Source organism: Pseudomonas muyukensis (assembly GCF_019139535.1).
In the GTDB taxonomy this organism is placed as follows: Bacteria; Pseudomonadota; Gammaproteobacteria; order Pseudomonadales; family Pseudomonadaceae; genus Aquipseudomonas; species Aquipseudomonas muyukensis.
This window is the reverse complement of the sequence record NZ_CP077073.1, coordinates 4,076,595-4,100,989: the sequence shown is the minus strand read 5'-3', so window position 1 is coordinate 4,100,989 and position 24,395 is coordinate 4,076,595. Positions and strand designations below refer to the sequence as shown.

The window sequence follows — 24,395 nt, the reverse complement described above, 5'->3', positions numbered from 1 at the left end:
TTCAGCGCACCCGCTTGCGGCTCTGTAGCGCCAGGTCCAGCGCCTGGCGCATGTCCAGCCGCGCCGAACGCCCCACGGCGCTGTCGTGCAGTTGGTAACCACGCTCCGAGGGCAGGATTGGCGCGGTCAGGTCCTCGGCGTCCATGGCTTCGAAATCGTGGTTGTCGCCGATGCTCATGGCGCTGCGGCGCAGCAGCATGCGCAGCTGTTCGGGTTGCAGTTGCGGGTTGATCGACAGCATGGCCGCCACCAGGCCGGCGACCATGGGCGTGGCATAGGAGGTGCCGCAGTGCACCGCGCCTTGTTCGCCGCGCTGGCGCGTCGAGGCCCGGGCGCAGGCGGCGGCGGTGATGTCCACCCGCCTGTCGATGTTCGAGCGCTGGCGTTTCACCGCATAGGCCGGGTCCGCGACCGCGAGCCCGTGCTCGCTGTTGCGCTGGTGGCCACCGACGACCAGCAGTTGCTCGGTGACGAACGAGGAGGGCAGGCGATATTCATCGCGCCCCGAGAAAGACGCGCCATTGCCTGCCGAGTTGATCACCACCACGTCGGGGTGGGCCTTGCGCAGCCACAGGAAGAACTCCTCGAGCAGTTCCTCGTAGCCGCCCATGGCGATGTTCGAGCGCAACAGCGAATCCACCGTGTCGCCCTGCACATCGCGGGCACCGACACGGTGGATGCCCCAGCTCCAGTTGAGCACCCGCGCGCCGTCCTGCACCAGGTTGACCGACGCTGCGATGTTGGCGGTGATGCCGGCATCGCTGTTGCGCTCGACGATGATCTCGAAGCCGCCGCTGTGCTTGTCCAGGCCACGCAGCAAACCGGTGTTGCCGCCTTGGTCCCAGGCGGCGGCGAGGACACCGGCCACCGTGGTGCCGTGACCATCCGGGCGGCTGGCGTCGCGGGCATAGACACAGGTACGCGGCGGCGCGCACCCGCCCAGGTAGTCGGCGAAGTCGGCACTGTCGAAATCGACGTCGCGCTCGATCACGCCGATACGTATCGGTTGCGCCAGCAGGCCTGCTTGCGGCGCGGGGATCCGTTCACGGTAATAGTGCACGGCATCCAGAAAACGGTTCGCCGCCCATTCGTCCGAGTCCGCTGGCGGCTTGTTCGTTTGCGTTGCGGGCGCGGCTTCCTCGGCCGCCGACTCCTCGACCACCACCGCGTCGACGCCGGTCTCGCTGCCCAGGCGCAGCACCAGCGCGTCGCGCTGCAGCAAGTCACGGGCGGGCAAGCGCAGTTGATACAGATTGAGCGGTGCGATGCTGCCCACCACCTTCGCGCCGTACTTGGCCGCCAGGCGCTCGGCTTCGCGGCGACCATCGTGGTGTTCCTCGATCAACAGGCTGACCAGGTCGACATAGGTGCTGAGGCCGTCCATGTTCGTTGCCACCTCCTGTGGCCCGGCAGCCAACACGTGGTTGTTGCGCAGGCTCAGCCAGACCGCGTTGCTGATGCGCTCGTCATCGATCAGCCACAGCGGTGCGCTGCTGTGCTGCCTGGCGTCCAGGCGCAGGCGCAGCGTATCGCCCTGGCGTTGCACGCTTTCGGCGGGCAGCGCCGCGTCGCCCAGGCGCAGTTGCGGCGTTTGCCCACGCATCCCGCGCACGTGCAGGCACCAGTCCTGCGTGTGGCTTTGCAGCAGGTCGGCGCAGCGCTGCAGACGTTCAACACGCAGTGGCGCTTCGGCGGCGGCGAAGCCGGGCAGGCAGATCAGGGCGGCGAAGGCTGCGCAACGTAAGGGCATGGGTGGGTTTCCTTGCCGGTGGCACTGCTGTTGCGACCGCCGTGGCAAGGGTTTCGTTCAGCCAGGCTGGCAGAAGGGTGGGTGGCTTGGGGGTGAGGGGCGCTGGCGCGCCTGTTCTGCGGCCAAGTGACCGCGATTGCAGTATCCTGCGTGTCCCTGACTGGAGCTGCCCATGGCCAAAGATATCGACAACCCCTGCGTTTCTCTCTGCCAGCTCAACGGCGAGCTGTGTGTGAGTTGCGGGCGTACCCGCGAGGAGATTCGCAAGTGGCGAGGGATGAAGCGCCCAGAGAAGATGGCCACGGTGCAGCGAGCGGCGGTGCGGTTGAAGGCGGTGGTGAAGAAGCATGCTCGGCGGGGTGGGTAGTGGGTTGATGGTGTTCGCCGTCAGGGATGTGGCGCTCGATCTGATAGGCGCTGCACCTGTTGTGGCGAACCAATTGCCCCTACCATTGATGCACACCTTCGATCAAACCCATGGAGCCCCAGGGTGAGCATCAACTTCGACCTGAACGACCTCAAGGCCTTCCGCGCCGTCGTCGAGCAAGGCAGCTTCCGCCGCGCCGCCGATACCGTGCGCATCACCCAGTCGGCCCTGAGCCGGCGCATCGACAAGCTCGAAACCGCCCTGGGGGTGAAGCTGCTCGAACGCACCACGCGCAAGGTCGCGCTGACCAACGTCGGCCGGGCCTTCCTGCCCCAGGTCGAACGCCTGCTCGATGACCTCGACCTGGCCCTGCTCAGCGTCGGCGACGGTGGCGCGCTGCGCACCGGCACCCTGACCATCGCCTGCGTGCCATCCGCGGCCTACTACTTCATGCCCCACGCGATCCGCGCGTTCCATGGCCAGTACCCCAAGGTGCGGATCAGCCTGCTCGACGCCTCGGCCAACGAGGTCAGCGCCGCGGTGGCCTCGGGCGAGGCGGATTTCGGCCTGAGCTTCACCGGCAACCTGGCGCCGGAAATCGCCTTCAGCCCCCTGCTGGAGGAGCGCTATGTCATCGCCTGCCGCCAGGACCACCCCCTGGCACGGCAGGCGGTGGTCACCTGGGCCGAGGCCTACAGCCACGACTACATCACCCTGGGCAAGGCCTCGGGCAACCGCCTGGTGCTGGACCGCGCCCTGGCGGGCATGCAGGTGGAAAAACAGAGCCTGTGCGAGGCGCAGCATGTCACCACCCTGCTGGGCCTGATCGAGGCGGGGGTGGGGATTGCCGCCGTGCCGTCGATCGCCATGCCGCTCGGCGCACACCCGATCCTGGCCCAGGTGGCCCTGGTGGAGCCGCAGGTGACCCGGCAGATGGGCGTGCTCAAGCGCCGCGGGCGCACCTTGACGCCCGCGGCGCTCGAGTTCGAGCGCTTGATCCGGCAGTTGCCGGGCACTTTAGCGGGGCACTGAATCCAGGCCGGTGGCCTGCACGGTGCCTTGCACCTGGGGCGAGGCCAGGTAGTCGAGCAGTTGCCGCGCCTCGGCGGGGTGCTGCGCGCCGGTGGGGATGCCAGCGGCGAAGCGGGTCACCGACTGCACGTCCTCGGGCAGCTTGCCGGCGAAGGTCACGCCGGGCACCGGCAGCAGTTCGGCCACCTGCTGCAAGCCCACCTGGTAATCACCCTTGGCGACCACCGAGGCCACCGGGATGCGCTCGATCATCGTGCCGCGCGGGGCCAGCTGCGCCTGGATGCCGAGCTTTTCGAACAGCTGCCGCTCGACATACACCCCGCTGGCGCTGTCCGAGTAGGCCACCGAGCGGGCGGCCAGCAAGGTCTTCTTCAAGGCGGCCGTGGTGCTGATGTCTGGCTTGGGTTCGCCGGCCCGCACCACCAGGCCGATGCGTGAGTCGGCCAGCTCCACCCGCGAGTCGGCGGCGACCTTGCCCTGGCGGATCAGTTCATCGAGGGCGTAGCCGACCATGATCACCACGTCGGCGGGCTCGCCGCGTTGCAGGCGATTGGGGATCGCCTGCGGCGCCTTGCCCATGGACGGGCCGAGCACGGTGCTCAGGGTGTTGTCGCTGGCGGCGGCGAACTGCGGGCCGAGGCGCTGGTAGGCGGCGGTGAAGCCGCCCGAGGTCATCACCCTGAGGTCGGCGGCCAGGGCGACGCCACCCGGCATGCTGACGGCCAGGGCGAGTGCCAGCAGCCTGTGCAATGGCTTCATCGTCGCTCCTCAGGCCGGCACGGTCGCAGCACGGACGGCCAGGCGGCGGTACAGCACCAGCGTGGCGGCGAACGCGCAGCAGGCGGCGACCATCATCCAGTAGGCTGGCGCAGCCTTGTCGCCGCTGAGGTGAATCAGCCAGGTCGAGATCGCCGGGGTGAAGCCACCAAACAGCGCGGTGGCCAGGCTGTAGGCCAGGGAAAAACCGGCCACCCGCACCTGCACCGGCATGATTTCGGTCAGCGCCGGGATCATCGCGCCGTTGTACAGCCCATAGAGGCAGGAGAACCACAGCAGCACTTCGAGCATGTGCCCGAAGCTCGGCGCCTGAGCCAGGAATTCCAGGGCCGGGTAGGCCGTCAGCAGGGTCAGCAGCGACATGGCCAGCAGCAGCGGCTTGCGTCCGAAACGGTCGCTCAGGGTGCCGCCGATGGGCAACCAGAAGAAGTTCGACACCGCCACCAGCAGGGTCACCAGCAGCGCATCGCGGGTGCTCAGTTGCAGCACGGTCTTGCCGAAGGTCGGGGCGTACACGGTGATCATGTAGAAGGCGGTGGTGGTCATGGCCACCATCAGCATGCCCAGCAGCACCACGCTGGCGTTGTCCAGCAGGGTGCGCAGCACGGCCTGCATGTCCGGGCGATGCTGGCGCGCGGCGAACTCCTCGGTCTCGGCCAGGTTGCGCCGCAGCAGGAAGATCACCGGGATGATCATGCAGCCCACGCCGAACGGCACGCGCCAACCCCAGTCCGCCAGCTGTGCCGGCGCCAGCCATTGGTTCAGGGCAAAGCCAAGGGCGGCGGCGACGACGATCGCCACCTGCTGGCTGGCCGACTGCCAGCTGGCGTAGAAGCCCTTGTGCCCGGGGCTGGCCATTTCGGCCAGGTATACCGACACGCCGCCGAGTTCGGCCCCGGCGGAGAAACCTTGCAGCAAGCGCCCGAGCAGCACCAGCGCGGGGGCCCACAGGCCGATGCTGGCATAGCCGGGCACCAGCACGATCAGCAGGGTGCCGCTGGCCATGATCCCCAGGGTGACGATCAGGCCCTTGCGCCGGCCGATATTGTCGATATACGCGCCCAGCAGCACGGCGCCCAGCGGGCGCATCAGGAAACCTGCGCCGAATACGGCGAAGGTCATCATCAGCGCGGCGAACTCGTTGCTGGCAGGGAAGAAGGCGGCGGCAATATAAGTGGCATAGAAGCCGAACAGGAAGAAATCGAACTGTTCGAGGAAGTTTCCGGACGTGACCCGAAAGACCTGGGCGGCCTTCGACTGGCCACGGGGCGCAGGCTGATGCATGGAGTTCTCCAGCGTTTTTGAACTTATTTGTAAGTGCTTGTAACTGCTTTTAACTGGAGATTCTGGGTGAAAGCGTGGCTGAGGATAATCGTTGTTTTTGCATGGATTGATGCATTTTCGCGATCAATCCTGCTGTGGCAGCCAGCCAGGCGCCTACCGCGATAGCTTCTAGACTTGCGCAGACACCGGCTGCCCGTGGAGAGCGGCAAATGCGTAAACTGTGGCGCAAATACCTGGACTTGCTGGACGCCGACCTGAGCACCAAGGTCTTCGACAATTTCAAGAACCTGCTGGTGTGCGGCCTGCTGTTCGCCGCCGGCACCGAGGCCATCCATGGCAACCACCAGATCCTCCTCGGCCTGTGGGCCTCGAGCCTCACCGGCTGGGGCCTGATCATCGTCTCGGCGTTGCTGTTGCTGCTCAATATCAGCGATACCTTGCACCGGCTGGCCAGGCTGCCTTACCACAGCGTGCTGCAGGTGCTGCTGTGCGTGCTCTACCTGGTGCTGGCGTCGCGGGTGGTGGAGATCGTCTGGAGCTTTCGCGCGGAGTAGGGCGCAAGGCTGTGGTGCTATCCATGGTGCCCGCAGTGCCCCATTCCTACCTGTGCCTGCCGGCGGATTCTGCTAGTGTGCGCCGGCCGCCAATGACGATGCGGCGCAGGTGATGTGCAGATGACAAGGACGGTTGCAGTGAACGATACCCCTTCGCTACTGAGAAAAATGCTGCTTTGGGCCCTGGGGCTGGTGGTGGTGCTCCCCGTCATGCTGCTGGCAGGCTATGCCTGCCTGGCGGCCATGATCATCATCCCGGCCATGTCCTTCGAGCGGCTCGATGATCCTTGGGCGTACCACCTTGCCCGTTTGGGCGCGGTTGTCGTGGTGGCCATGGGCTTGCTCGGCCTCAGGGCCGGAGGTCGGCTTTACCGACACTTTCTGCGCAGTACCCGAGCACCGGCGTGGGCACGTTCTGCCTGGCTTGGCCTGGCCTGCGGCACTGCGGCAAATCTGGTGTTCCTGGGCTGGCTGCCCAGGCTCGAGCAGTTTGAACTGATCCTGCTGGGGTGGCCGCTGCTGGGCAGCGTGGCATTTGCCCTGTTGTTGCTGCTGGGCGCCAGGCAACGCCGTCACCCAGCCCTTGGCTGAGGCGATTGGCTGGCCGTATAGCCTGACGGCAACACTTGCCGGCAAAAATCCCGGATAATGCCGGCCATTTATCCGTCCCGCCCGCTTTCTGGTACCCCGCGCATGGAAATCAAGGTCAATTTTCTCGACAACCTCCGTCTGGAGGCCAAGTTCGACGACTTCACGGTGATCGCCGACCAGCCGATCCGCTACAAGGGCGACGGCTCGGCGCCGGGGCCGTTCGACTACTTCCTGGCCTCGTCGGCGCTGTGCGCGGCGTATTTCGTCAAGCTGTACTGCCAGACCCGCGACATCCCCACCGACAATATCCGCCTGTCGCAGAACAACATCGTCGACCCCGAGAACCGCTACAAGCAGATCTTCAAGATCCAGGTCGAGCTGCCCGAGGACATCAGCGAGAAGGACCGCCAGGGCATCCTGCGCTCCATCGACCGCTGCACGGTGAAGAAGGTGGTGCAGACCGGCCCTGAGTTCGTCATCGAGCAGGTCGCCAACCTCGACGCCGACGCCCAGGGGTTGCTGATGCCGGTGTCCGACAGCGCCACCTACATCCCCGGCAAGGACCTGCCGCTGGAGCAGACCATCGCCAACCTGTCGGCGCTGCTGGCCAACCTGGGGATGAAGATCGAGATCGCCTCGTGGCGCAACATCGTGCCCAACGTCTGGTCGCTGCACCTGCGCGACGCGCAGTCGCCGATGTGCTTCACCAACGGCAAGGGCGCCACCAAGGAAGCGGCGCTGGCCTCGGCGCTGGGCGAGTTCATCGAGCGACTGAACTGCAACTTCTTCTACAACGACCAGTTCTGGGGCGAGGAGATCGCCAACGCACCGTTCGTGCACTACCCGAACGAGCAGTGGTTCAAGCCTGGGCCCAAGGATGCGCTGCCGGCCGAGATCCTCGACCAATACTGCCTGGAAATCTTCAACCCGGACGGTGAGCTGCGTGGTTCGCACCTGTACGACACCAACTCGGGCAACAAGGAGCGGGGCATCTGCTCGCTGCCGTTCGTGCGCCAGTCTGACGGCCAGACGGTGTACTTCCCGTCCAACCTGATCGAGAACCTCTACCTGAGCAATGGCATGAGCGCCGGCAACACCTTGCCCGAGGCCCAGGTGCAGTGCCTGTCGGAGATCTTCGAACGGGCGGTCAAGCGCGAGATCCTCGAAGGCGAGCTGTGCCTGCCGGACGTGCCGCAGGCGGTGCTGGCCAAGTACCCAGGCATCGTCGCCGGCATCCAGGGGCTGGAGGAGCAGGGCTTCCCGGTGCTGGTCAAGGACGCCTCGCTGGGCGGTGAGTTCCCGGTGATGTGCGTGACCTTGATGAACCCGCGCACTGGCGGCGTGTTCGCCTCGTTCGGCGCCCACCCAAGCTTCGAGGTGGCGCTGGAGCGCAGCCTCACCGAGCTGCTCCAGGGCCGCAGCTTCGAGGGCCTGAACGACCTGCCGCAGCCGACCTTCGAAAGCCACGCGCTGACCGAGCCGAACAACTTCGTCGAGCACTTCATCGACTCCAGCGGCGTGGTGTCGTGGCGCTTCTTCAGCGCCAAGGCCGATTTCGAGTTTGTCGAGTGGGACTTCTCCGGCCACGGCGAGGACTCCAACGCGCAGGAGGCCCAGACCTTGTTCGGCATCCTCGAGACGCTGGGCAAGGAGGTGTACATGGCGGTCTACGACGACCTCGGTGCCACCGCCTGCCGCATCCTGGTGCCGGGCTACTCGGAGATCTACCCGGTCGAAGACCTGATCTGGGACAACACCAACCGCGCCCTGGGTTTTCGTGCCGACATCCTCAACCTGCACAGCCTCGACAACCGCTCGCTGAAGCTGCTGCTCAAGCGCCTGGACAACGCCGAGGTGGACGACTACACCACCATCACCACGCTGATCGGCGTCGAATTCGACGACAACACGGTGTGGGGCCAGTTGACCATCCTCGAGCTGAAGCTGCTGGTGCACCTGGCATTGCAGCGCTTCGACGAGGCCAAGGAGCTGGTGGAGATGTTCCTGCAGTTCAACGACAACACCGTCGAGCGTGGGTTGTTCTACCAGGCGCTGAACGTGGTGCTGGAAGTGGTGCTGGACGATGAGCTGGAGATGGTCGACTACGAGGTGAATTTGCGTCGCATGTTCGGCAACGAGCGGATGGACGCGGTGCTCGGCTCGGTGGACGGCAGCGTGCGCTTCCATGGCCTGACCCCGACCAGCATGAAGCTCGAAGGGCTGGACCGTCACCTGCGCCTGGTGCAGAGCTACAAGAAACTGCATGCCGCGCGGGCGAAGGCGGCAGGGCTGTAACCACAGGCGTGTGCGCCAACCACGAGGGGCCGCTTTTGCGGCCCTTCGTGCGAATGCCGTTAGTGCGGCAACTGCGCCTGGGCGCGGGTGAAGGCGTCGTCGAAGACCTTGTCCAGCTTTTTCGCCAGCGTGTTCTCGATGACCGCGGCCGTCAGCAGGCCTTGGCTGAAGCCGATGCTTTGCGCCTTGGCCTCAGCCAGCTGCTGGCGGTTTTCCGCGTCGGCCATGTCGCCCAGGTAGTGGGCGGCGCGGTAGGCGTAGCGTTCGGGGAGTGGCAACTGTTCAAGTGCCTTCAACGAGAGGGCGAACTGGCTGGCGGCGGCGGGTTTCAGGCTGAGGTGCTCGAACTGGAGCAGGCTCAGGCGATCGGTAGTCAAGGCGAATCTCCGTTTCTTTGCGGGAACACCCGGTTACTCTCCTGCGTTTTGCCGCGTAACGGAAGGGGGGCGTGGGGAAATGGAGCGAAAAAAAGCTGTATTGCCTTTTTGGGGGGGCTTGGGGGTGAGGGTTTTGACCGCGTGGAGGCTGCCACCTCATTCGCTACGCAGCGGCAAGCTCACCCGTACCGCCAGCCCGCCCTCGGCGCGGCGCTGGGCGCTGATACGCCCGCCATGGGCCTCGCAGATCGCCTGGGCAATCGACAAGCCCAGGCCGCCACCCCCACTGACCCGGGCCCGTGACTGCTCGGCGCGCCAGAAGCGCACGAACATGTTGCCCAGGTCCTTGTGCTCCACCGCCTGGCCACGATCGAGGAACTCCAGGTGCAGCGCGCCGTCGGCCTGGCGCACGGCCACGCTCAACTCGCGGCCATCGGAGGCGTACTTGATGGCGTTCTCGATCAGGATGTTGATCAACTGGCCGAGCCGCGCGCGGTCCGCCTCGATCGCCAGCGGCTCGTCGAGGCTGGCGCGCACCTGCATGCCAGCTGCCTCGAACTGCGGCGCGAACCAGGCCAGGCGCTCTTCGACCAGGGGGGCCGGGGCAAACAGGCTCAGGTGCAGCGGCAGCTGCCCGGCATGGGCCAGCGACAGCAAATGCAGGTCGCCGACCAGGGTGTTGAGGTTGTACAGCTGGCCCTGGACCAGGCGCAGTTGCTCGGGGCACAGCGCGAACACCTCGTCGAGCATGCCTTGCACCCGGCCCAGGGCGGCGTTGAGCGGGGTGCGCAGTTCATGGGCCAGGTTCGAGCTGGACTCGGCCACCTCGTTCTCGTACAGCGCCAGGCGTTCGACCAGCTTGTTGAAGTCGCTGCACAGGCGTTGCATTTCCTTGGGCTGGCGTGGGTGCTGGCTGACCCGTGGGGTCAGGTCGCCTTCGGCGACCCGTCGCGCGGCCTCGGTGATCTGGTGGAACTGGCGGGACAACGGGCGTGACAGGTAAAGGCCGACGATCAGGGTGACCGGGATGATCGCGATGAGAAAGCCATAGAGCACCAGCCAGTCGGTAAGATCGCCCGGGCCCGGCAGGAACTCGCGGATGTCGTAGTAGGTCTGCAGCAACTGCCACAGCCGCGGTTCGTGGTGGGCGACATCGGCCATGCCCGCGGCCAGCGCGGCCTGGTCCTCGGCGGTCATGGTCTGCAGCACCTGGTAGTCGCTGACCCAGAAGTACAGGTACATGCAGACGGTGATGGTGATCACCGCGCCAACCGCCAGCAGGGTCATTCGCAGGCCGACCCACAGCCACAAGGGTGTCTTGCGCATGGCGCTCAGCGGAACCGGTAGCCGACCGAGCGCACGGTGACCAGCACGCCGTCGATGCCGGCGGCCTCGAGCTTGCGCCGCAGGTTGTGCACGTGGGTGTCGATGATGCGCACCAGGGCATCGCTCTCGGGCATGCACGCCTCGAGCAGGGCTTCGCGGCTGAATGCCCTGGCTGGGCTGCGCAGCAGGGTGGCGAGCAACAGCAGCTCCGAGCGAGTCAGGTCGAGCGGCTGGTCTGCACCGTCGCCGCCGCGCACCCCGGCGGCGCAGCGCTCGGCATCGACCCACACGCCCAGGCACTCCAGGCGCTGGGGGCTGGCGCTGTGCCCTGCGTAGCGGCGCAGCACCGCGTGCACCCGGGCCACCACTTCCTTGGGGTTGCACGGCTTGACCACATAGTCGTCGGCGCCGTAGCGCAGGGCGCCGATCTTGTCCGGCTCGTCGCCGATGGCGCTGACCATGATCACCGGGGTGTCGGCGCCGCGGCGGATCTCGCTGAGCAACTCGGGGCCGGAGAGCTTCGGCAGCATCATGTCCAGCAGCACCAGCGCCGGCGGGCGCTGGCGGAACAGCGCCAGGCCACGGGCGCCATCCTCGGCGATGTCCACCTCGAAACCGTCCTTCTTCAGGTAGGCCTCGAGAATGCTGGCGCCATCGGCGTCATCCTCGACGATCAGCACGCGCTTGGGGGTCATGGGTTCCTCGACGATCTCGCAACGGGGCCCGCCAGGGGCGGATGGCGGCGCAGCTTAGCATGGCTGAGCGGCAGGCGGCCCGGGTGCTGCGTGCGCCTGGCGCATCTATGCTGTGAGGCGGGGCATTCAGCCGATGGAGGTGGATCATGGGCACGTTCACACGGGGTTCATTGCTGTTGCTGGTGCTGGCCACGCCGGTGCTGGCGCAGACCGTCACCCCGCTCAAGGGCCAGAGCAGCCAGCAGTTGCAGCAGGACATGGCCGATTGCAACAGCCTCGCCAGCAGTTCGAGCAGCAGCGACCCGCATGTCGGTGGCCGGGTCAAGGGCGCCGCGGCCGGGGCGGTAGCGGGCGCGGCCGGCGCCCAGGTGCGGGGCAACCAGCACGAGGCGGTCTATGACCGGGCCAGCGACGATGCCAAGCAGCAGTACCGGCAGAACCGCGCCGGCGAGGTGGCGGCGGCCGGCGCCGCGGTCGGTGGCATGCGCCAGCGCCAGGAGCGCCGGCAAGACCGGCGCGGCCAGGACGAGGCCCAGGCCAGCGCCTACAGCGGCTGCTTGCAGGGGCGGGGTTACCAGGTCAGCCCTTGAGCTCGGCCAGGACCTCGGCGGCAGTGGTGACCTTGCCGAAGTGGTGCTTCCACAGGTCGATGCCCAGCTGGCCGGAGCGGTCCAGCGACGAACCCATGGTCAGGTCGGTGACCAGGGTCGGGCACAGGCCGGCGTCGAACAGGGCGAAGCCTGCGGCCAGCACGCAGGTTTCGGTCTGCAGCCCGCACACCAGCACGCGCTCGACGCCCAGGCCCTTGATATAGGCGAGGGTCTCGGCGCTTTGGCCGTAGCCGTGCTTGACGAACACCTTGTCGGCCTCGACCAGGGCCACGTCCTCGCGGGCCGGGTGCCAGCCGAGCTGGCGCTGGAACGGGGTGACCTGCTCGTCATGCAGCTCGATCGAGGCGAGGGTGGGGATGTGGGCCGAGAGGACGCGGATGCCATCGACCAGCTTCTCGGAGGGGCTGAAGGTGGACTGCACGTCGACGATGAGCAGGACTTGGTGCATGGCGGGTTCCCGGGCCAGGTTCAAGGGCCGGCGAGTATACCGTCGTGCCCGGCTGTCGTGGCAGCCGTGGGCTCGGCCTGTGGCGTTTCATGCAGGCAGTGCCAGATCACCCCGGTGGCCGTGCATTCGACGATGGCCAGCGACCAGCGCCGGGTCTGCTGCCCATTGCAGCGATGGGTCTCCTGGTAGCGCAGCGCCAGATGCGCCCCGGCCTGCCACACCACGCGCACCTGCTCGACGCTGATCGCAAGCCCCTCCCGGGTGCCGGCTGCCGTCCTGAACAACTGCTCGACCTGCTGGCGCTCCAGTACCTTGCCCGCCGTACCGACCATGCTGAAATCCTCGGCGAACACTGCCATCAACCCGCCCAGCACGGCCTGGGTTTGCCCAGGCGGGCGGGTGAACATCAGGTGGATCAGCTCATGGACGTGATGAATGCTGCGCTCGGCGCGGGCAATGGTGTTATCGGGCATGGCGAGGGTGCTCCAGGGCAAGGGCGCGCAGGCACAGGGCAGGGAGCAGCCCCAGCACCGCCGCCAGGGCGAAGGTCAGGTGATAGGCGCGCAGCACATCAGTGCCTGCGGGCCACAGGTTGAAGAGCATCAGCAGCCAGGTGGCGCCGAGGCTGAACGCCATCTGGCGGTTGACATTCCACAGCACGCTGGCCTGTTGCATGCGCTCGCCGCTGAAGTCCAGCAGCGCGGTGGTTTGCGCGGCATTGGCGCCCATGCCGCCGCCGACCCCCATCAGGCCGTAGGCGGCGATCAGCAGGGGGCTGTGCATCGGGCTGTCGACCAGCACCAGCAGGGCGATGCCCAGGCTGTGCAGGCCCATGCCGAGCAGCAGCAGACGGCAGGCGCCGACGCGGTTGTACAGGCGGCCGGCCGCCAGCATGGCGATGCACGCGCCTGCCGCATAGACGACCAGGTACAGGCCGCTGGCCTGGGCACTCAGGTGCAGCACCTGTTGCAAGTAGAAGATGTTCAGCAAATTGACCCCGGTGAACACCCCGGGGATGGCGTGATAGACCAGCATCGACACGCGCAGGCGAACGCTGCCGAGCAGTGCCAGCTCGATGACGCCCTGGCCGGCACGTCGGTAGTGGCGGTGGTAGCGCAGGGCGCAGGCCACGCCTGCGACCAGGCTCGCCAGGGACACCAGGGGACCGTGGTCGGCACCGTACAACGACAGCCCCAGCAGCAGGCAGGCGAGGGCGCCACTGACCAGCAGCAAGCCTTTGAAATCCGGGCGTGGTTGCAGGTTGCCCGGCGTCTTGGCAATCCAGGCCCAGGCCAGCAGGGCGGTCAGCAGGGCGAGGGGCAGGTTGGCGTGGAAGACCCAGGGCCAGCTGTAGCGATCGACGATCAACCCGCCCAGGCTGGGCGCCAGTGCCGGTGCCAGCAGGGCCACGGCCATCACCAGGGTGGAGACACGGGCACGCTCCGGGCCCTGGAACAGGTCGAAGGTCAGCGCCTGGCCCACCGGGATCAACAGCCCGCCGGCCATGCCCTGGGCCAAGCGCCAGCTGACCAGCGCCGCAAAGCTTGCGGCCTGGCCGCAGCCCCAGGCGCTCACGGCGAAGGCGAGCATCGACACCGCCAGCACCCGGCGGGCGCCCCAGCGCCCCGCCAGCCAAGTGCTCAGCGGGATGACCAGGGTCAGCCCGAGCATATAGGCGTTGCCGACCCAGGCGCTGGCGGCGCTGCCCACGGCGAATGCGTCAGTGACGGTGGGCAGGGCCACGGTGGGCATGAAAATGTTGATGCAATCGATGAAGAAACCGAGCAGGAACACCGTTGCGACGCGGTAGCGATAAGTCATAGGCAGTCTTGGTTGCGGGGCTGTTTTGTTGCGCGCAGCCTGGTGTGGTGTTTTGCAAATACGACCCATAATCGGCGCGTTATTTGTGAAAAACCACACTAGCTGCATGGACTGCCCCCTGTCGATGTCGCTACCCTTGAAACTCTGTTTGATGGAACTGAACAATGCTGCGCACGGCCCTCCACACCCAGTTCAACCGGGTGCAGACCTTTTTGGCGGTGGTCGATTTCGGCTCGTTCACCAAGGCGGCGGATTTTCTCGGAATCAGCAAGGCCATGGCCAGCCAGCACGTCAAGGCACTGGAGCAGGCACTGGGGGTGACGTTGCTGCTGCGCACCACGCGGACGGTCGCGCCAACCGAAATCGGGCAAGGGTTCCATGATGATTTCAAGGCGATCGTTGCTGACGTCGAGGGTGCCTTCGACAGCGTGCTGCAGCGGCATAACGCGGTGTCGGGCAGGCTGCGCATCAGCACCACCGGCGAGTATGGCGAGCGCTTCATCCTGCCGTTGATCCCACTGTTCGCCGCGCGTTATCCGGCGCTGTCGATCAGCTATGTCATCGACTCGGCGCTGAGCGACCTGGTGGCCGAGCGGCTCGACCTGGTGGTGCGCCTCGGTACCCTGGTCGATTCGAACCTGCGCAGCCGACAGCTGGCCGAGTACGACATCCTGCTGGTGGCCTCGCCGGGGTTCCTGGCCCGGCATGCCATCGAGCGGCCCGCGGATTTGGCGAACGTGCCGTGGATCGCCAACAGCAACTTGCCCAGCCCTAGCCGTTGGACCTTGCACTCGGCGGCGGGGCCGGTGAGTGTCAGTGGGCGGGCGGCGCACCAGGCCAATGTGTCCCATGCGATCCGCGCGCTGGCCTGTGCTTCGCTAGGGGTGGCGGTGTTGCCGGCCTGGTTGGTCGAGCAGGACCTGGACTGTGGCCGGTTGCAGCGGGTGTTGCCGGGCTACAGCCTGCCGGCGCAGCCGGTCAGCGTGGTGTACCCGAACAGTAGCCATGTGCCGTACAGGACCCGGTTGTTCATAGATTTTCTGTGTGAGCATTTGTAGGGGGAGGTTTTAGGTGGCGGGGTGTTTGCCCGAAGAGGCGCTGCATGGCTAACGGCGGGCACCTCTGAACGCCAACACCGCGGCAACCCTCTGCTACCCTTGAGCCTCAGCACCGAGGCTGAAATCCGTCGCTCGCTGTCCAGCGTTCACCTCCCAGGCTAAACCCTCATCGCGCGGTACGACTCTATCGGGAGGTGCGCATGCGCACGCGACTCTCATGCGTTCTGGCAGTGATGCTGTTTCTGCAGGGAGCGCCCGTGCTGGCGCAAACCCCAGACCCAGGGCCGCCCGGCCCCGAGGCGGCCAGCACCGAGGAGCGCGTGTTCGACCAGGCGCAACTCGACCAGATGGCCGCGCCCGTCGCGCTCTATCCCGACCCCTTGCTGGCCCAGGTGCTGATGGCCAGCACCTACCCAGGCGAGGTCGCCGAGGCGGCCAAATGGTCCAAGGCCAACCCCGACGCCAAGGGCGACGCCGCGGTCAAGCAGGTCGCCGGGCAACCCTGGGACCCCAGCGTGCAGGCGCTGGTGGCGTTTCCCCAGGTGCTGGCCCTGCTCGCCCAGGACCCGGTCTGGGTACAGCGCCTGGGCGATGCCTTCCTGGCCCAGCCGGACGACCTGATGAACGCGGTGCAGCGCCTGCGCCACAAGGCCCAGGTCGCCGGCAACCTGCAAAGCAACCAGTACCAGAACGTCACCGTGCAGGCGCCGCCACCGGCCACCACCCAGCCACCGCCGGCGGCCAGCAACTCGACCATCATCATCCAGCCCGCCGACCCGCAGACGGTCTACGTCCCGGCCTATAACCCGACCACGGTTTACGGCACCTGGTCCTATCCGGCCTCGCCACCGGCCTACTATCCGCCGCCGCCGGCCTATTACCCGGGGTCGGCGCTGTTGGCCGGGCTGGCGTTCGGCACGGGGGTGGCGATCATCGGATCGCTGTGGGGCAACTGCGACTGGCATGACAACGACATCGACATCGACGTCAACCGCTACAACAACATCAACGCCAACAACCGCATCGGCAACACCCAGAACAAATGGCAGCACAACGCCGTGCACCGCGACGGCGTGCCCTATCGCGATGCCCGCAGCCGCGCGCAGTACGGCCGCCAGCTCGACGGAGCGCGCCAGCGCGCGGCCTATCGTGGCGACGATGCCCAGCGCGCCCGGGCCCGGCAGCAGGCCCTGGACTCCATGGACCGGCATGGCCTCGAACGGCCCGCCACCAGCAACCTGCAGGCCCGCGACCGGGTGCGCCAGGCCCAGGCCGAGCGCGACAACCCAAGGGCGGCGCAGCGGCCGGGCCAACGGGGGCCGCGCGATGGCCAGGCTCGCCAGCCGCTGGCCCAGCAACGCCAGAATGCCGGGCGGGCGCGCAACAATGCCTTCGCGGGCGTGCGTGCGCCGGCCGGCAGCCGCGCCCAGGCCAACCGTGGCCGCAGCAGCCAGGCCTTCGCCCAGCGCGCCACGCCCTCACGGGCGATGGGGCAGCCGGTGTCGCGGCCGTCAGGGGCGGGCATGCGCCAACGGGGAGGAGGCCGTCGATGAACAACCACCTACCGATCGTCTGGTTGCTGGCGGCAGGCCTGGCCTGGCCAAGCCTGTTGCCGGCGCAGGAAATGTTCGCCAGCCCCGGCCAGGCGGTCGAGGCCTTCGTCGCCGCGCTGGCCACCGAGCCGCCCGACGAGGCGCGCTTCAGCCAGTTGCTGGGCGATGACTGGCGCACCTATATCCCCCGAGGCGGCGTGCAGCGCCGCGATGTCGATAGCTTCCTGGCGCAGTACCGCGAACAGCATCGCCTGCAACTGAGCGGTGAGCATCGCGCGCTGCTGGCGGTGGGCCACGAGCGGTGGACGCTGCCCATTCCCCTGAGCCAGGGCACCAACGGTTGGCATTTCGACCTCAAGGCCGGCAGCGCCGAGATCCGCGCCCGGCGCATCGGCAGCAACGAGCTGGCGGTGCTGCAGTCGCTGCTCGCCTACCACGACGCGCAAATGGAGTACGCCAGCCAGGATCGCAACGGCAATGGCGCCCTGGAGTATGCCCGGCGAATCTTCAGCACCCCCGGCGAGCATGACGGCCTGTACTGGGCCGATGAGCGCGATGGCCAGATCAGCCCGCTGGGCCCGTTGTTCGGCGAGGAGAAGGGCGGTGACGACTGGTACGGCTATCACTTTCGCATCCTCGACGCCCAGGGCCCTTCGGCGCCCGGTGGCGCCTACGACTACCTGATCGGCGCGCGCATGGTGCGTGGTTTCGCCCTGGTCGCCTGGCCTGCGCGTTACGCCGACAGCGGGGTGATGAGCTTCATGATCAGCCACGAAGGGCAGGTGTTCGAAAAGGACCTCGGCCCCGACGGCGAGCAGGCGGCCCGGGCGATGCAGCGCTTCGACCCGGACAGCAGCTGGCAGGCGGTGGCGCTCGGCACCGAGTAGAGGCGCAGCCTTGGGCCGCGAAAACGGGCGCAACGCGCCCCCGGCAATACCCGATGACGTGGAGACGCTATGCCCCATGACGGCAGCCTGTTGCAGGCCACGGTGGTATTTTTGCTGGCGGTGGTGGTCCTGGTGCCGCTGGCCCAGCGCCTGAAACTGGGCGCGGTGCCGGGCTACCTGTTCGCCGGCATCCTGATCGGCCCCGCGCTGCTGGGCCTGATCGACAACCCCGACAACGTCGCGCGGCTGTCGGAGATGGGTGTGGTGATGCTGCTGTTCGTCATCGGCCTGGAACTGTCGCCGCGCAGGCTGTGGACCTTGCGCCGGGCGCTGTTCGGCATCGGTTCGCTGCAGGTGGGCCTGACCGCCCTGGTGCTGGGGGGGCTGGCCTGGCTGCTGTTCGACCAGGCGCCGGCCAGCGCCACTGTGCTCGGCCTGGGCCTGGCGTTGTCGTCCACTGCCTTCGGCTTGCAGGTGCTGGCCGAGCGCAAGGAACTGGGCAAGGCCCATGGCCGCCTGGCGGTGGCCATCTTGCTGTTCCAGGACATCGCCGCAATCCCCTTGATCGCCGTGGTGCCGTTGCTCGGCGGCAGCGTCAGCACCGCGGACGAGGGCGCCTGGCCGGTGCTGGCAGTGGTGCTGGGGCTTGCCGTGGTGATCGTCGCTGGCCGCTACCTGCTGCGCCCGGTGTTCCGCTGGACCGTCGGCTGCGGCCTGCCTGAACTGTCCACGGCCACGGCGCTGCTGGTGGTATTGGGCACGGCGTGGGTGATGGAGCATGTCGGTGTGTCGATGGCCCTGGGTGCGTTCCTCGCCGGGGTGCTGATGGCCGAGTCGGAGTTCCGCCACGAGCTGGAGTCGCAGATCGAACCGCTCAAAGGGCTGTTGCTGGGGCTGTTCTTCGTCGGCGTGGGCATGGCCGTCGACTTGCGCCTGTTGCTGGGCATGCCGCTGCAGGTGCTGGGGCTGACCCTGCTGCTGGTGGGCATCAAGCTGCCGTTGCTGTTCGGCCTGGGCCGCCTGGCTGCAGGCCTGGACCGCGCCCAGGCACTGTGCCTGGCGGTGGTGCTGGCCTCTGGCGGCGAGTTCGCCTTCGTGGTGTTCAAGCTGGCGTTGCAGCACCAGGTGCTGGCCCAGCAACTGCACGACCTGCTGGTGCTGGCCATCACCCTGTCGATGGCGGTGGTGCCGCTGGTGATGATGGCCCTGGCCCGGCAACTGCGCCCTGCGCCACAGGCCGCGCCCGGGCAGATCCCCGAGGTGGAGGAAGCGGCGCAGGTGGTCATCGCTGGCATGGGCCGCCTGGGGCGGGCCATCGCGCGCATGCTGCGGGCCGAGGGCATCCGCCTGGTGGCCCTGGATGCCTCGCCACGGACCTTGGCGCGTGGCGCCGCCGATCTGTACTACGGCGATCCGTCGCGCTCGGAGGTGTTGCGTGCGGCCAAGGTCGGCGAGGCCGCGCTGGTGATCGTCGCCGGCGACGACGCCCAGGCCAACCAGAAGACTGTCGATGTGCTGGCGCAGCTGTACCCGCAACTGCCGGTGATCGCCGCGGCCCGCGACCACCGCGATGTGCTGCGCTTGCTCGAACTAGGGGTGAGCCCGGTGCGCGAGACCTTCCACTCCAGCCTGGAAATGGCGCGGCGGGCCTTGATCGTGCTGGGGCGCAGCGAGGCGCAGGCGGCGGCCTGGCTGCAGGGTTACCAGCAGCAGGAGCGCGCCGGGCTGCTGGCGCAGCACCGCCAGGGGCGCCTGCCCGACGAGGATGGGCCGTCGGCGGGGGACCGCCAGTAGGGTTTGCACAATCGCGGAGGTGGAGCATGCAGTCGGGTTTCAAGCTGGACAGCGTCCTGTCGCGGGGGCTGCTCGATGTATTGATCAAGGCGGGGCTGGTGGCCGCGCTGGTGATCTTCGCCTACCAGGTGTTCCAGCCGTTCCTCGAGCTGATGCTCTGGGCGGTGATCCTGGCGGTCACCCTGTACCCCTTGCAGCGCCGCCTGCTGCGCACGACGCGCCTGCGCCAGGGGCATGCGGCGACGCTGCTGGTGGTACTGGTGCTGGTGGTGCTGCTGGTGCCGATCTACCTGGTGGTGGCGTCGATCGGCGAGTCGCTGGAAAGCCTGGTCGGGTTGCTCAAGAGCGGTGCCTGGCGCGTGCCGCCACCGCCGGACGCGGTGGCCGGCTGGCCGCTGCTCGGGGCGAAGCTGCATGCTCTGTGGCTGGCCGCGTCGCAGAGCCTGAGCGGGGTGCTCAACCACTACCTGCCCGACCTCAAGGGCGCCGGGCGCGTGGTGCTGGGCGCCGCCGCCAGTGCCGGCGGCGCCTTCTTGCTGTTCATTGGCGCGGTCCTGGTGTCCGGGGTGATCATGGCCTTCGGCGAGCAGGGCCAGCGGGCGGCCCAGCGCATCGCCATGCGTGTGTCGGGCGAGGCGCGCGGCAAGCCGATCGCCCAGCTGTGCACCGCGACCATCCGCGCCGTGGCCCAGGGGGTGATCGGCATCGCTTTCATCCAGATGCTGCTGATCGGCGTCGGTTTCGTGCTCAAGGGCGTGCCGGGGGCGGGCATGCTGGCCATCGTCGTCCTCATGCTGGGCATCGCCCAGGCGCCGGCGACCCTGGTCACCCTGCCGGTGATCGCCTATGTGTTCAGCACCGAGGGCTTCACTGCCATGACCATCCTGTTTGCCGTGTATACCTTCGTCGCCGGCCTGGCCGACAACGTGCTCAAGCCGCTGTTGCTGGGGCGCGGGGTGGATGTGCCGATGCCGGTGGTGCTGATCGGCGCCCTCGGCGGCATGGTGGCCAAGGGCGTCATTGGCTTGTTCCTCGGCCCGGTGATCCTGGCGGTGACCTACAACCTGTTCTGGCAGTGGGTCGACCAGCAGGTGCCCGAGCGCCCCGATGGGCCGGCGGCGTGAGCCCGCCGCGGCCATGGGCGGATCGACGCGCCGCGGGGCGCTGAGCCTGTTGGCGATGCTTGCCGGTTGCACCCAGGTCGGCCCGGATTTCACCCCGCCGCAGGACCCGTGGCTGGCCGGCTGGCATACCCCGCTGCTGGCCCAGGCCACCGCCCGCGGCGCTGTCGACCTGCGCCAGTGGTGGGCGTCGTTCGCCGACCCGACCCTCGATGCGCTGATTGCCGAGGCCGATGCCCATAACGGCGACCTGCAGGTGGCCGGGTTACGCATCGCCGAGGCGCGCGCGCAACTGGCCATCGTGCAGGCCGGGCGCTACCCGCAGTTGCAGCAATTGCGCGCCCAGAGCCTGTATCTCAAGCAGGACCAGTCCGCTAGCCCGAGCGCCCGCGACTCGGTGTTCTGGCAGTCGAGCCTGGGCTTCGAGGTTGCCTGGGAAATCGACTTCTGGGGCCGCTTCAGCCGCGCCATCGAGGCGGCCGACGCGGCCTATTTCGCCTCCCGGGCCAACCATGCCGATGCCCTGGTGCTGCTGCGCGCACAGGTGGCCGACACCTATTTCGGCCTGCGTACCGCCGAGGCGCGGCTGGACATCGCCCGCGACAACGCCCGGCGCCAGGCGCGCAGCCTGCAGATCACCGAGCGGCTGTTCCGGCACGGCGAGAACGACGAGCTCGACTGGCAGCAGGCGCGCACCCAGCTGTTGGCCACCGAGGCGACCATCCCTGAGTTCGAGAACCAGCTCAACACCTTGCGCAACACACTGTGCGCCTTGCTCGGACGCCCGCCCGGCGCGCTGCCGGAGCTGGCCGCAGGCCATGGGCAACTGCCGCTGCCGGATCGCGCGGTGCTGCGCGAGGTGCCCGCCGAGCTGCTGCGCCGGCGCCCGGACATCCGCGCCGCCGAGCAGGCGGTGGCGGCGCAGTCGGCGCTGGTCGGGGTGGCCGAGGCCGATCTGTACCCGCAACTGAGCCTGCTCGGCAGCCTGGGCTGGAGCCTGGTGTCGTCCAGTCGGCTGCCCGACAGCTTCGATATCGCCGCGGGGCCCGCGCTGCTGTGGAACCCGTTCGACCATGGCCGGCGCAAGAACGCCGTGCGGGTCGAGGACGCGCGCCTGCAGCAGTTGCTGACCCTGTACCACCAGCAGGTGCGCGACGCCGCGCGCGAGGCCGACGACGCCGCCAGCGGCCTGGTGCGTGCCTTGCAGAGCGCGGCCATTCGCGACCAGGCATCCCAGGCCGCGCAACGTTCGCTGGCGCTGGCCAGCGCGCAGTACCGCGAGGGCTTCGCCGATTTCCAGCGGGTGCTCGATGCCCAGCAGTTGCTGTTGCAGCAACAGGACGGCTACCTGGTCAGCCGTGGCAACGCGGTCAGCAGCCTGGTGGCCTTGTACAAGGCCCTCGGCGGCGGCTGGCAGCGCCAGGCCGCGGCCATCGACCGGCCAACCCGGGAACAGATGCAGCGACGCACCGACTGGGGCGAGCTGCTCGATGAACAAGGTGAGCGCGAATGACTCAAGCCCAAGCCCCCGACCGGGGCATGCGCTGGATCCTCCTGGTGATTGCCGTGAGCCTGCTCTGGTACCTGCTGGCCGACCGCTTCACCCCCTATACCCAGCAGGCGCGCCTGCAGGCCTATGTGGTGGCGGTGAGCGCCGAGGTGGCTGGGCAGGTGCGACGGGTGGCGGTGGGCAACAACCAGCCGGTGCGGCGCGGTGAGCTGCTGTTCGAGCTGGACCCGGCGCAGTACCGCATCGCCCTGGCCCGGGCCGAGGCCGACTACGAGGCGGCGCGGCGCCAGGTGGGCGCCCACAGTGCCGGTATCGACTCGGCCCAGGCCGCGCTGGCGGCGGCCGAGGCCAATGCGCGCAAGGCCCGCCAGGATGCCGAGCGCCTGCGGCGGTTGTATCAGGAGGATCCAGGCACGGTGTCGGTGCGCCGCCTGGAAGGTGCCCAGGCCAGCTACGAGCAGGCGCGCAGCCAGGTCGCCGCGGCCCGCGCCGAAGTCGAGCGGGCCAAGGAGCAGGAGGGCGGCAGCAGCGACGACAACGCCCAACTGCGCAGCGCCGCGGCCAACCTGGAGAAGGCCCGCCTGGACCTGGCGCGGACCCAGGTGCGCGCCGATGCCGACGGGCGCATCACCGACCTGCGGGTGGATGTCGGCCACTACGTCGGTGCCGGCAGCCCGGTGCTGACCCTGGTTGCCACCCATGACCTGTGGATCAGTGCCGACATGACCGAAAACAACCTCGGCCGCCTGCGCAGCGGCACGCCGGTGCTGGTGGTGCTCGACGGCCTGCCTGGAGAGGTGTGGCGCGGACGCATCCGCAGCATCGGCCAGGCTGTCAGCACCGGCCAGGCGCCGCCGCCAGGGCAACTGCCAACGGTGCAGAACAGTCGGGAGTGGCTGCGCTCGGCGCAGCGCTTCCCGGTGATCGTCGAACTCGACCCGGACCAGGCGCTGGAGGCCTCGCAGTTGCGGGTCGGGGGCCAGGCCGAGGTGATGGCGCTGCCGGGGCAGGGCAACCCGCTGAACCTGCTGGGGCGGTTGTTCATGGCCGTGATGAGCTGGCTGTCTTATGCCTATTGAGCTGCGCCGGCGGCGGGCCTGGCGCTTGGCCTGGGGCGCGGCGCTGAGCCTGGCGGCGAGCTTCGGCATCGGCTTGCCGGTACCGATCCTGGCGCCGGTGCTGTGCGTGCTGTTGCTGGCCATGCGCACGGCGGCCTTGCCGTTGCGCCTGGCGCCGGTGCTGGCGGTGCTGGTGCTGTTGAGCTGCGGCAGTGGCCTGCTGCTGATCCCGCTGCTGCGCCATGCGCCGCTGACCGGTGTGCTGCTGGTGGCGTTGGGGCTGTTCTGGGTGTTTCGCTATGCCCAGCGCGGTGGCAACGGTTTGCTGGCCAACCTGCTGGTGATTGGCCTGACCTTGGTTGCTGGCGCAGGCACCCGCGATTTCGAGTTGGCGTTGTCGGTGGTCGAGGCCATGGCCAAGGGCATGTTGCTGGCGGTGCTGTGCACCGCCGTGGCCCACGGGCTGTGCCCGGAACCTGCGCATGCCCCCGCGCCCGCCCAGGCGCCCAGCGTGGTGGCGGACGCCGGTTGGATTGCCTTGCGCGCCACCTTGATCGTGATGCCGGCGTTCCTGCTGGCGCTGGTGGCGCCGGATCGCTTCATGCCGCTGATCATGAAGGCGGTGAGCCTGGGGCAGCAGGCCGATGGCACCGAGGCGCGGCAGGCGGCCCGCGAACTGGTGGGCTCGACGCTGCTGGCCGGGGTCCTGGCGATGCTGCTGTGGGGGGCATTGAGCCTGTTCGTGCACCTGTGGATGCTGTTTCTCTGGGTGCTGCTGGCTGCGCTGTGGCAGGCGCGGCGCCTGCAACGGCTGGTGGCGACCCGGCACAGCCCGGCGTACTGGGTCAGTTGCCTGACGACCTTGTTGATTCTGCTCGGGCAGTCGGTGCAGGACAGCCTGGCGGGGCAGGATGTGTATCGCGCGTTTGCCGTGCGGCTGGGGTTGTTCGTGCTGGTGTCGTTGTATGCCAGTGTGATGTTGGTGTGGATCGATGGGCGTAGGCGGGGGGTGGGGGTTTGACAGTTGCGCTCAGCCGCGCGTCGAGCGCGCATTCGCCGGGATGTCTGTCACCTCTTGTGGCTGCTCCGCGCGCAACAAGGCCAGCCGACGCTGTTCATACGCTTGCAGGCTCAACCCCTGGCGCTGCAGGGCTTCAAGCTGCAGCTGGCGGCTTTCCTCGGCGCTGTAGGGGCGCAGTTCGGGGTGGTTGGCACAGCCACTGAGCACGGCAATGCCGAGTGCGGTCAGGGCAGCAAGCATCAGGCGGGCGCTGGTATTCATCGGGATGCTTCCGGGGTTCGGGATTCAGGGGCCGAATCGATGAACCCAGGTTAGTGCCCAGGACCAAGCATGAGAAATTGCTGTGCTTGATAGTGACTATCGAGCTGGGCGTGAAAGCGTCAGCGCGATGTCCCGCGGTGCCTGCTTCGCCAGCAAGGCTGGCGCCTACAGGCCGCGGGACGGCGCGGTCGCGGTAGGAGCCGG

Annotated in this window: 24 protein-coding genes; 14 read left to right on the top strand and 10 right to left on the bottom strand. The window is 68.0% G+C overall.

Annotated elements, in window-relative coordinates; all coding sequences use genetic code 11:
• Position 1: 1 nt before the first annotated feature.
• Entirely contained in the window at positions 2-1,750 is a 1,749-nt protein-coding gene (locus tag KSS95_RS18060; RefSeq protein WP_217848433.1) for a S8/S53 family peptidase, read from the bottom strand.
• A gap of 172 nt (positions 1,751-1,922) precedes the next feature.
• On the opposite strand from KSS95_RS18060, the gene KSS95_RS18055 reads away from it, so the two are divergent.
• Positions 1,923-2,117 (top strand): DUF1289 domain-containing protein, encoded by a 195-nt coding sequence (locus KSS95_RS18055; RefSeq protein WP_217848431.1) that lies wholly within the window; start codon positions 1,923-1,925, stop codon positions 2,115-2,117.
• A 123-nt stretch (positions 2,118-2,240) separates the two neighbouring features.
• Entirely contained in the window at positions 2,241-3,149 is a 909-nt protein-coding gene (locus tag KSS95_RS18050) for a LysR family transcriptional regulator (RefSeq protein ID WP_217848429.1), read from the top strand.
• Here the strand turns inward: KSS95_RS18050 and KSS95_RS18045 are convergent.
• Positions 3,135-3,908 carry a substrate-binding domain-containing protein gene (locus tag KSS95_RS18045; RefSeq protein ID WP_217848427.1) on the bottom strand — a complete coding sequence of 258 codons (774 nt, stop codon included), beginning with the start codon at positions 3,906-3,908 and terminating at the stop codon, positions 3,135-3,137. The genes KSS95_RS18050 and KSS95_RS18045 overlap by 15 nt on opposite strands.
• Positions 3,909-3,917: 9 nt before the next feature.
• A complete protein-coding gene (locus tag KSS95_RS18040; RefSeq protein ID WP_217848425.1) occupies positions 3,918-5,210 on the bottom strand; it encodes an MFS transporter in 1,293 nt (430 codons plus the stop codon).
• Between the two features lie 209 nt (positions 5,211-5,419).
• On the opposite strand from KSS95_RS18040, the gene KSS95_RS18035 reads away from it, so the two are divergent.
• The 3 genes from KSS95_RS18035 (at position 5,420) to KSS95_RS18025 (ending at position 8,650) form a co-directional block, all read left to right on the top strand.
• Positions 5,420-5,764 carry a hypothetical protein gene (locus KSS95_RS18035; protein WP_217848423.1) on the top strand — a complete coding sequence of 115 codons (345 nt, stop codon included), beginning with the start codon at positions 5,420-5,422 and terminating at the stop codon, positions 5,762-5,764.
• Positions 5,765-5,902: 138 nt separating this feature from the next.
• Positions 5,903-6,355 carry a hypothetical protein gene (locus KSS95_RS18030; RefSeq protein ID WP_217848421.1) on the top strand — a complete coding sequence of 151 codons (453 nt, stop codon included), beginning with the start codon at positions 5,903-5,905 and terminating at the stop codon, positions 6,353-6,355.
• Positions 6,356-6,457: 102 nt separating this feature from the next.
• Positions 6,458-8,650: an OsmC domain/YcaO domain-containing protein gene (locus KSS95_RS18025; protein ID WP_217848420.1), complete on the top strand. Its 2,193-nt coding sequence runs from the start codon at positions 6,458-6,460 to the stop codon at positions 8,648-8,650.
• A 59-nt stretch (positions 8,651-8,709) separates the two neighbouring features.
• Here the strand turns inward: KSS95_RS18025 and KSS95_RS18020 are convergent, their stop codons facing one another.
• The 3 genes from KSS95_RS18020 to KSS95_RS18010 form a co-directional block, all read right to left on the bottom strand.
• Entirely contained in the window at positions 8,710-9,027 is a 318-nt protein-coding gene (locus KSS95_RS18020) for a hypothetical protein (protein ID WP_217848419.1), read from the bottom strand.
• Between the two features lie 156 nt (positions 9,028-9,183).
• Positions 9,184-10,353, bottom strand: coding sequence for an ATP-binding protein (locus tag KSS95_RS18015; protein WP_225935525.1), 1,170 nt, complete (start codon positions 10,351-10,353; stop codon positions 9,184-9,186).
• 5 nt (positions 10,354-10,358) lie between these two features.
• On the bottom strand, positions 10,359-11,048 hold the full coding sequence (locus tag KSS95_RS18010; RefSeq protein ID WP_217848418.1) for a response regulator transcription factor: 690 nt from the start codon (positions 11,046-11,048) through the stop codon (positions 10,359-10,361).
• A 146-nt stretch (positions 11,049-11,194) separates the two neighbouring features.
• Here KSS95_RS18010 and KSS95_RS18005 point away from each other — a divergent pair, with 146 nt between their 5' ends.
• Entirely contained in the window at positions 11,195-11,638 is a 444-nt protein-coding gene (locus KSS95_RS18005) for a YMGG-like glycine zipper-containing protein (protein ID WP_217848417.1), read from the top strand.
• Here the strand turns inward: KSS95_RS18005 and KSS95_RS18000 are convergent.
• From KSS95_RS18000 to KSS95_RS17990, 3 genes are read right to left on the bottom strand one after another with little or no spacing between them, the layout of a single operon-like run.
• The gene (locus KSS95_RS18000) at positions 11,628-12,107 is read right to left on the bottom strand and encodes an isochorismatase family protein (protein WP_217848416.1); all 480 of its coding nucleotides are present in this window, start codon (positions 12,105-12,107) and stop codon (positions 11,628-11,630) included. The genes KSS95_RS18005 and KSS95_RS18000 overlap by 11 nt on opposite strands.
• 20 nt (positions 12,108-12,127) lie before the next feature.
• The gene (locus tag KSS95_RS17995) at positions 12,128-12,580 is read right to left on the bottom strand and encodes a DUF4440 domain-containing protein (RefSeq protein WP_217848415.1); all 453 of its coding nucleotides are present in this window, start codon (positions 12,578-12,580) and stop codon (positions 12,128-12,130) included.
• Complete coding sequence (locus KSS95_RS17990; protein WP_217848414.1) at positions 12,570-13,928, bottom strand: MFS transporter; 1,359 nt, start codon at positions 13,926-13,928, stop codon at positions 12,570-12,572. Before KSS95_RS17990 ends, KSS95_RS17995 begins: the two co-directional genes overlap by 11 nt.
• 164 nt (positions 13,929-14,092) lie before the next feature.
• Between KSS95_RS17990 and KSS95_RS17985 the strand changes: the two genes are divergently transcribed.
• The 8 genes from KSS95_RS17985 to KSS95_RS17950 all read left to right on the top strand — a co-directional run bounded on the left by KSS95_RS17985 (position 14,093) and on the right by KSS95_RS17950 (position 23,930).
• The gene (locus KSS95_RS17985; RefSeq protein ID WP_217848413.1) at positions 14,093-14,986 is read left to right on the top strand and encodes a LysR family transcriptional regulator; all 894 of its coding nucleotides are present in this window, start codon (positions 14,093-14,095) and stop codon (positions 14,984-14,986) included.
• 200 nt (positions 14,987-15,186) lie between these two features.
• Positions 15,187-16,539: a DUF3300 domain-containing protein gene (locus KSS95_RS17980; protein WP_217848411.1), complete on the top strand. Its 1,353-nt coding sequence runs from the start codon at positions 15,187-15,189 to the stop codon at positions 16,537-16,539.
• Positions 16,536-17,426 carry a DUF2950 domain-containing protein gene (locus KSS95_RS17975; RefSeq protein ID WP_217848409.1) on the top strand — a complete coding sequence of 297 codons (891 nt, stop codon included), beginning with the start codon at positions 16,536-16,538 and terminating at the stop codon, positions 17,424-17,426. Before KSS95_RS17980 ends, KSS95_RS17975 begins: the two co-directional genes overlap by 4 nt.
• Before the next feature lie 69 nt (positions 17,427-17,495).
• A complete protein-coding gene (locus tag KSS95_RS17970; RefSeq protein WP_217848407.1) occupies positions 17,496-19,220 on the top strand; it encodes a monovalent cation:proton antiporter-2 (CPA2) family protein in 1,725 nt (574 codons plus the stop codon).
• A 26-nt stretch (positions 19,221-19,246) separates the two neighbouring features.
• Positions 19,247-20,344: an AI-2E family transporter gene (locus KSS95_RS17965; protein WP_217848406.1), complete on the top strand. Its 1,098-nt coding sequence runs from the start codon at positions 19,247-19,249 to the stop codon at positions 20,342-20,344.
• A gap of 13 nt (positions 20,345-20,357) precedes the next feature.
• Positions 20,358-21,854, top strand: coding sequence for an efflux transporter outer membrane subunit (locus KSS95_RS17960; RefSeq protein WP_217854019.1), 1,497 nt, complete (start codon positions 20,358-20,360; stop codon positions 21,852-21,854).
• Positions 21,851-22,930 (top strand): HlyD family secretion protein, encoded by a 1,080-nt coding sequence (locus KSS95_RS17955; protein ID WP_225935524.1) that lies wholly within the window; start codon positions 21,851-21,853, stop codon positions 22,928-22,930. The genes KSS95_RS17960 and KSS95_RS17955 overlap by 4 nt, the downstream gene beginning before the upstream one ends.
• Complete coding sequence (locus tag KSS95_RS17950; protein WP_217848404.1) at positions 22,920-23,930, top strand: DUF2955 domain-containing protein; 1,011 nt, start codon at positions 22,920-22,922, stop codon at positions 23,928-23,930. The genes KSS95_RS17955 and KSS95_RS17950 overlap by 11 nt, the downstream gene beginning before the upstream one ends.
• 9 nt (positions 23,931-23,939) lie before the next feature.
• Here the strand turns inward: KSS95_RS17950 and KSS95_RS17945 are convergent, their stop codons facing one another.
• Complete coding sequence (locus KSS95_RS17945) at positions 23,940-24,191, bottom strand: hypothetical protein (protein WP_217848403.1); 252 nt, start codon at positions 24,189-24,191, stop codon at positions 23,940-23,942.
• Positions 24,192-24,395 lie beyond the last annotated feature (204 nt).

What these genes read in the sequence shown, in the direction of transcription:
- KSS95_RS18060 (WP_217848433.1), bottom strand. Translation starts at nt 1,750, where the DNA reads ATGCCCTTACGTTGCGCAGCCTTCGCCGCCCTGATCTGCCTGCCCGGC.
- KSS95_RS18055 (WP_217848431.1), top strand. Translation starts at nt 1,923, where the DNA reads ATGGCCAAAGATATCGACAACCCCTGCGTTTCTCTCTGCCAGCTCAAC.
- KSS95_RS18045 (WP_217848427.1), bottom strand. Translation starts at nt 3,908, where the DNA reads ATGAAGCCATTGCACAGGCTGCTGGCACTCGCCCTGGCCGTCAGCATG.
- KSS95_RS18040 (WP_217848425.1), bottom strand. Translation starts at nt 5,210, where the DNA reads ATGCATCAGCCTGCGCCCCGTGGCCAGTCGAAGGCCGCCCAGGTCTTT.
- KSS95_RS18035 (WP_217848423.1), top strand. Translation starts at nt 5,420, where the DNA reads ATGCGTAAACTGTGGCGCAAATACCTGGACTTGCTGGACGCCGACCTG.
- KSS95_RS18025 (WP_217848420.1), top strand. Translation starts at nt 6,458, where the DNA reads ATGGAAATCAAGGTCAATTTTCTCGACAACCTCCGTCTGGAGGCCAAG.
- KSS95_RS18015 (WP_225935525.1), bottom strand. Translation starts at nt 10,353, where the DNA reads ATGCGCAAGACACCCTTGTGGCTGTGGGTCGGCCTGCGAATGACCCTG.
- KSS95_RS18010 (WP_217848418.1), bottom strand. Translation starts at nt 11,048, where the DNA reads ATGACCCCCAAGCGCGTGCTGATCGTCGAGGATGACGCCGATGGCGCC.
- KSS95_RS18005 (WP_217848417.1), top strand. Translation starts at nt 11,195, where the DNA reads ATGGGCACGTTCACACGGGGTTCATTGCTGTTGCTGGTGCTGGCCACG.
- KSS95_RS18000 (WP_217848416.1), bottom strand. Translation starts at nt 12,107, where the DNA reads ATGCACCAAGTCCTGCTCATCGTCGACGTGCAGTCCACCTTCAGCCCC.
- KSS95_RS17995 (WP_217848415.1), bottom strand. Translation starts at nt 12,580, where the DNA reads ATGCCCGATAACACCATTGCCCGCGCCGAGCGCAGCATTCATCACGTC.
- KSS95_RS17990 (WP_217848414.1), bottom strand. Translation starts at nt 13,928, where the DNA reads ATGACTTATCGCTACCGCGTCGCAACGGTGTTCCTGCTCGGTTTCTTC.
- KSS95_RS17985 (WP_217848413.1), top strand. Translation starts at nt 14,093, where the DNA reads ATGCTGCGCACGGCCCTCCACACCCAGTTCAACCGGGTGCAGACCTTT.
- KSS95_RS17980 (WP_217848411.1), top strand. Translation starts at nt 15,187, where the DNA reads ATGCGCACGCGACTCTCATGCGTTCTGGCAGTGATGCTGTTTCTGCAG.
- KSS95_RS17975 (WP_217848409.1), top strand. Translation starts at nt 16,536, where the DNA reads ATGAACAACCACCTACCGATCGTCTGGTTGCTGGCGGCAGGCCTGGCC.
- KSS95_RS17970 (WP_217848407.1), top strand. Translation starts at nt 17,496, where the DNA reads ATGCCCCATGACGGCAGCCTGTTGCAGGCCACGGTGGTATTTTTGCTG.
- KSS95_RS17965 (WP_217848406.1), top strand. Translation starts at nt 19,247, where the DNA reads ATGCAGTCGGGTTTCAAGCTGGACAGCGTCCTGTCGCGGGGGCTGCTC.
- KSS95_RS17960 (WP_217854019.1), top strand. Translation starts at nt 20,358, where the DNA reads ATGGGCGGATCGACGCGCCGCGGGGCGCTGAGCCTGTTGGCGATGCTT.
- KSS95_RS17955 (WP_225935524.1), top strand. Translation starts at nt 21,851, where the DNA reads ATGACTCAAGCCCAAGCCCCCGACCGGGGCATGCGCTGGATCCTCCTG.
- KSS95_RS17950 (WP_217848404.1), top strand. Translation starts at nt 22,920, where the DNA reads ATGCCTATTGAGCTGCGCCGGCGGCGGGCCTGGCGCTTGGCCTGGGGC.
- KSS95_RS17945 (WP_217848403.1), bottom strand. Translation starts at nt 24,191, where the DNA reads ATGAATACCAGCGCCCGCCTGATGCTTGCTGCCCTGACCGCACTCGGC.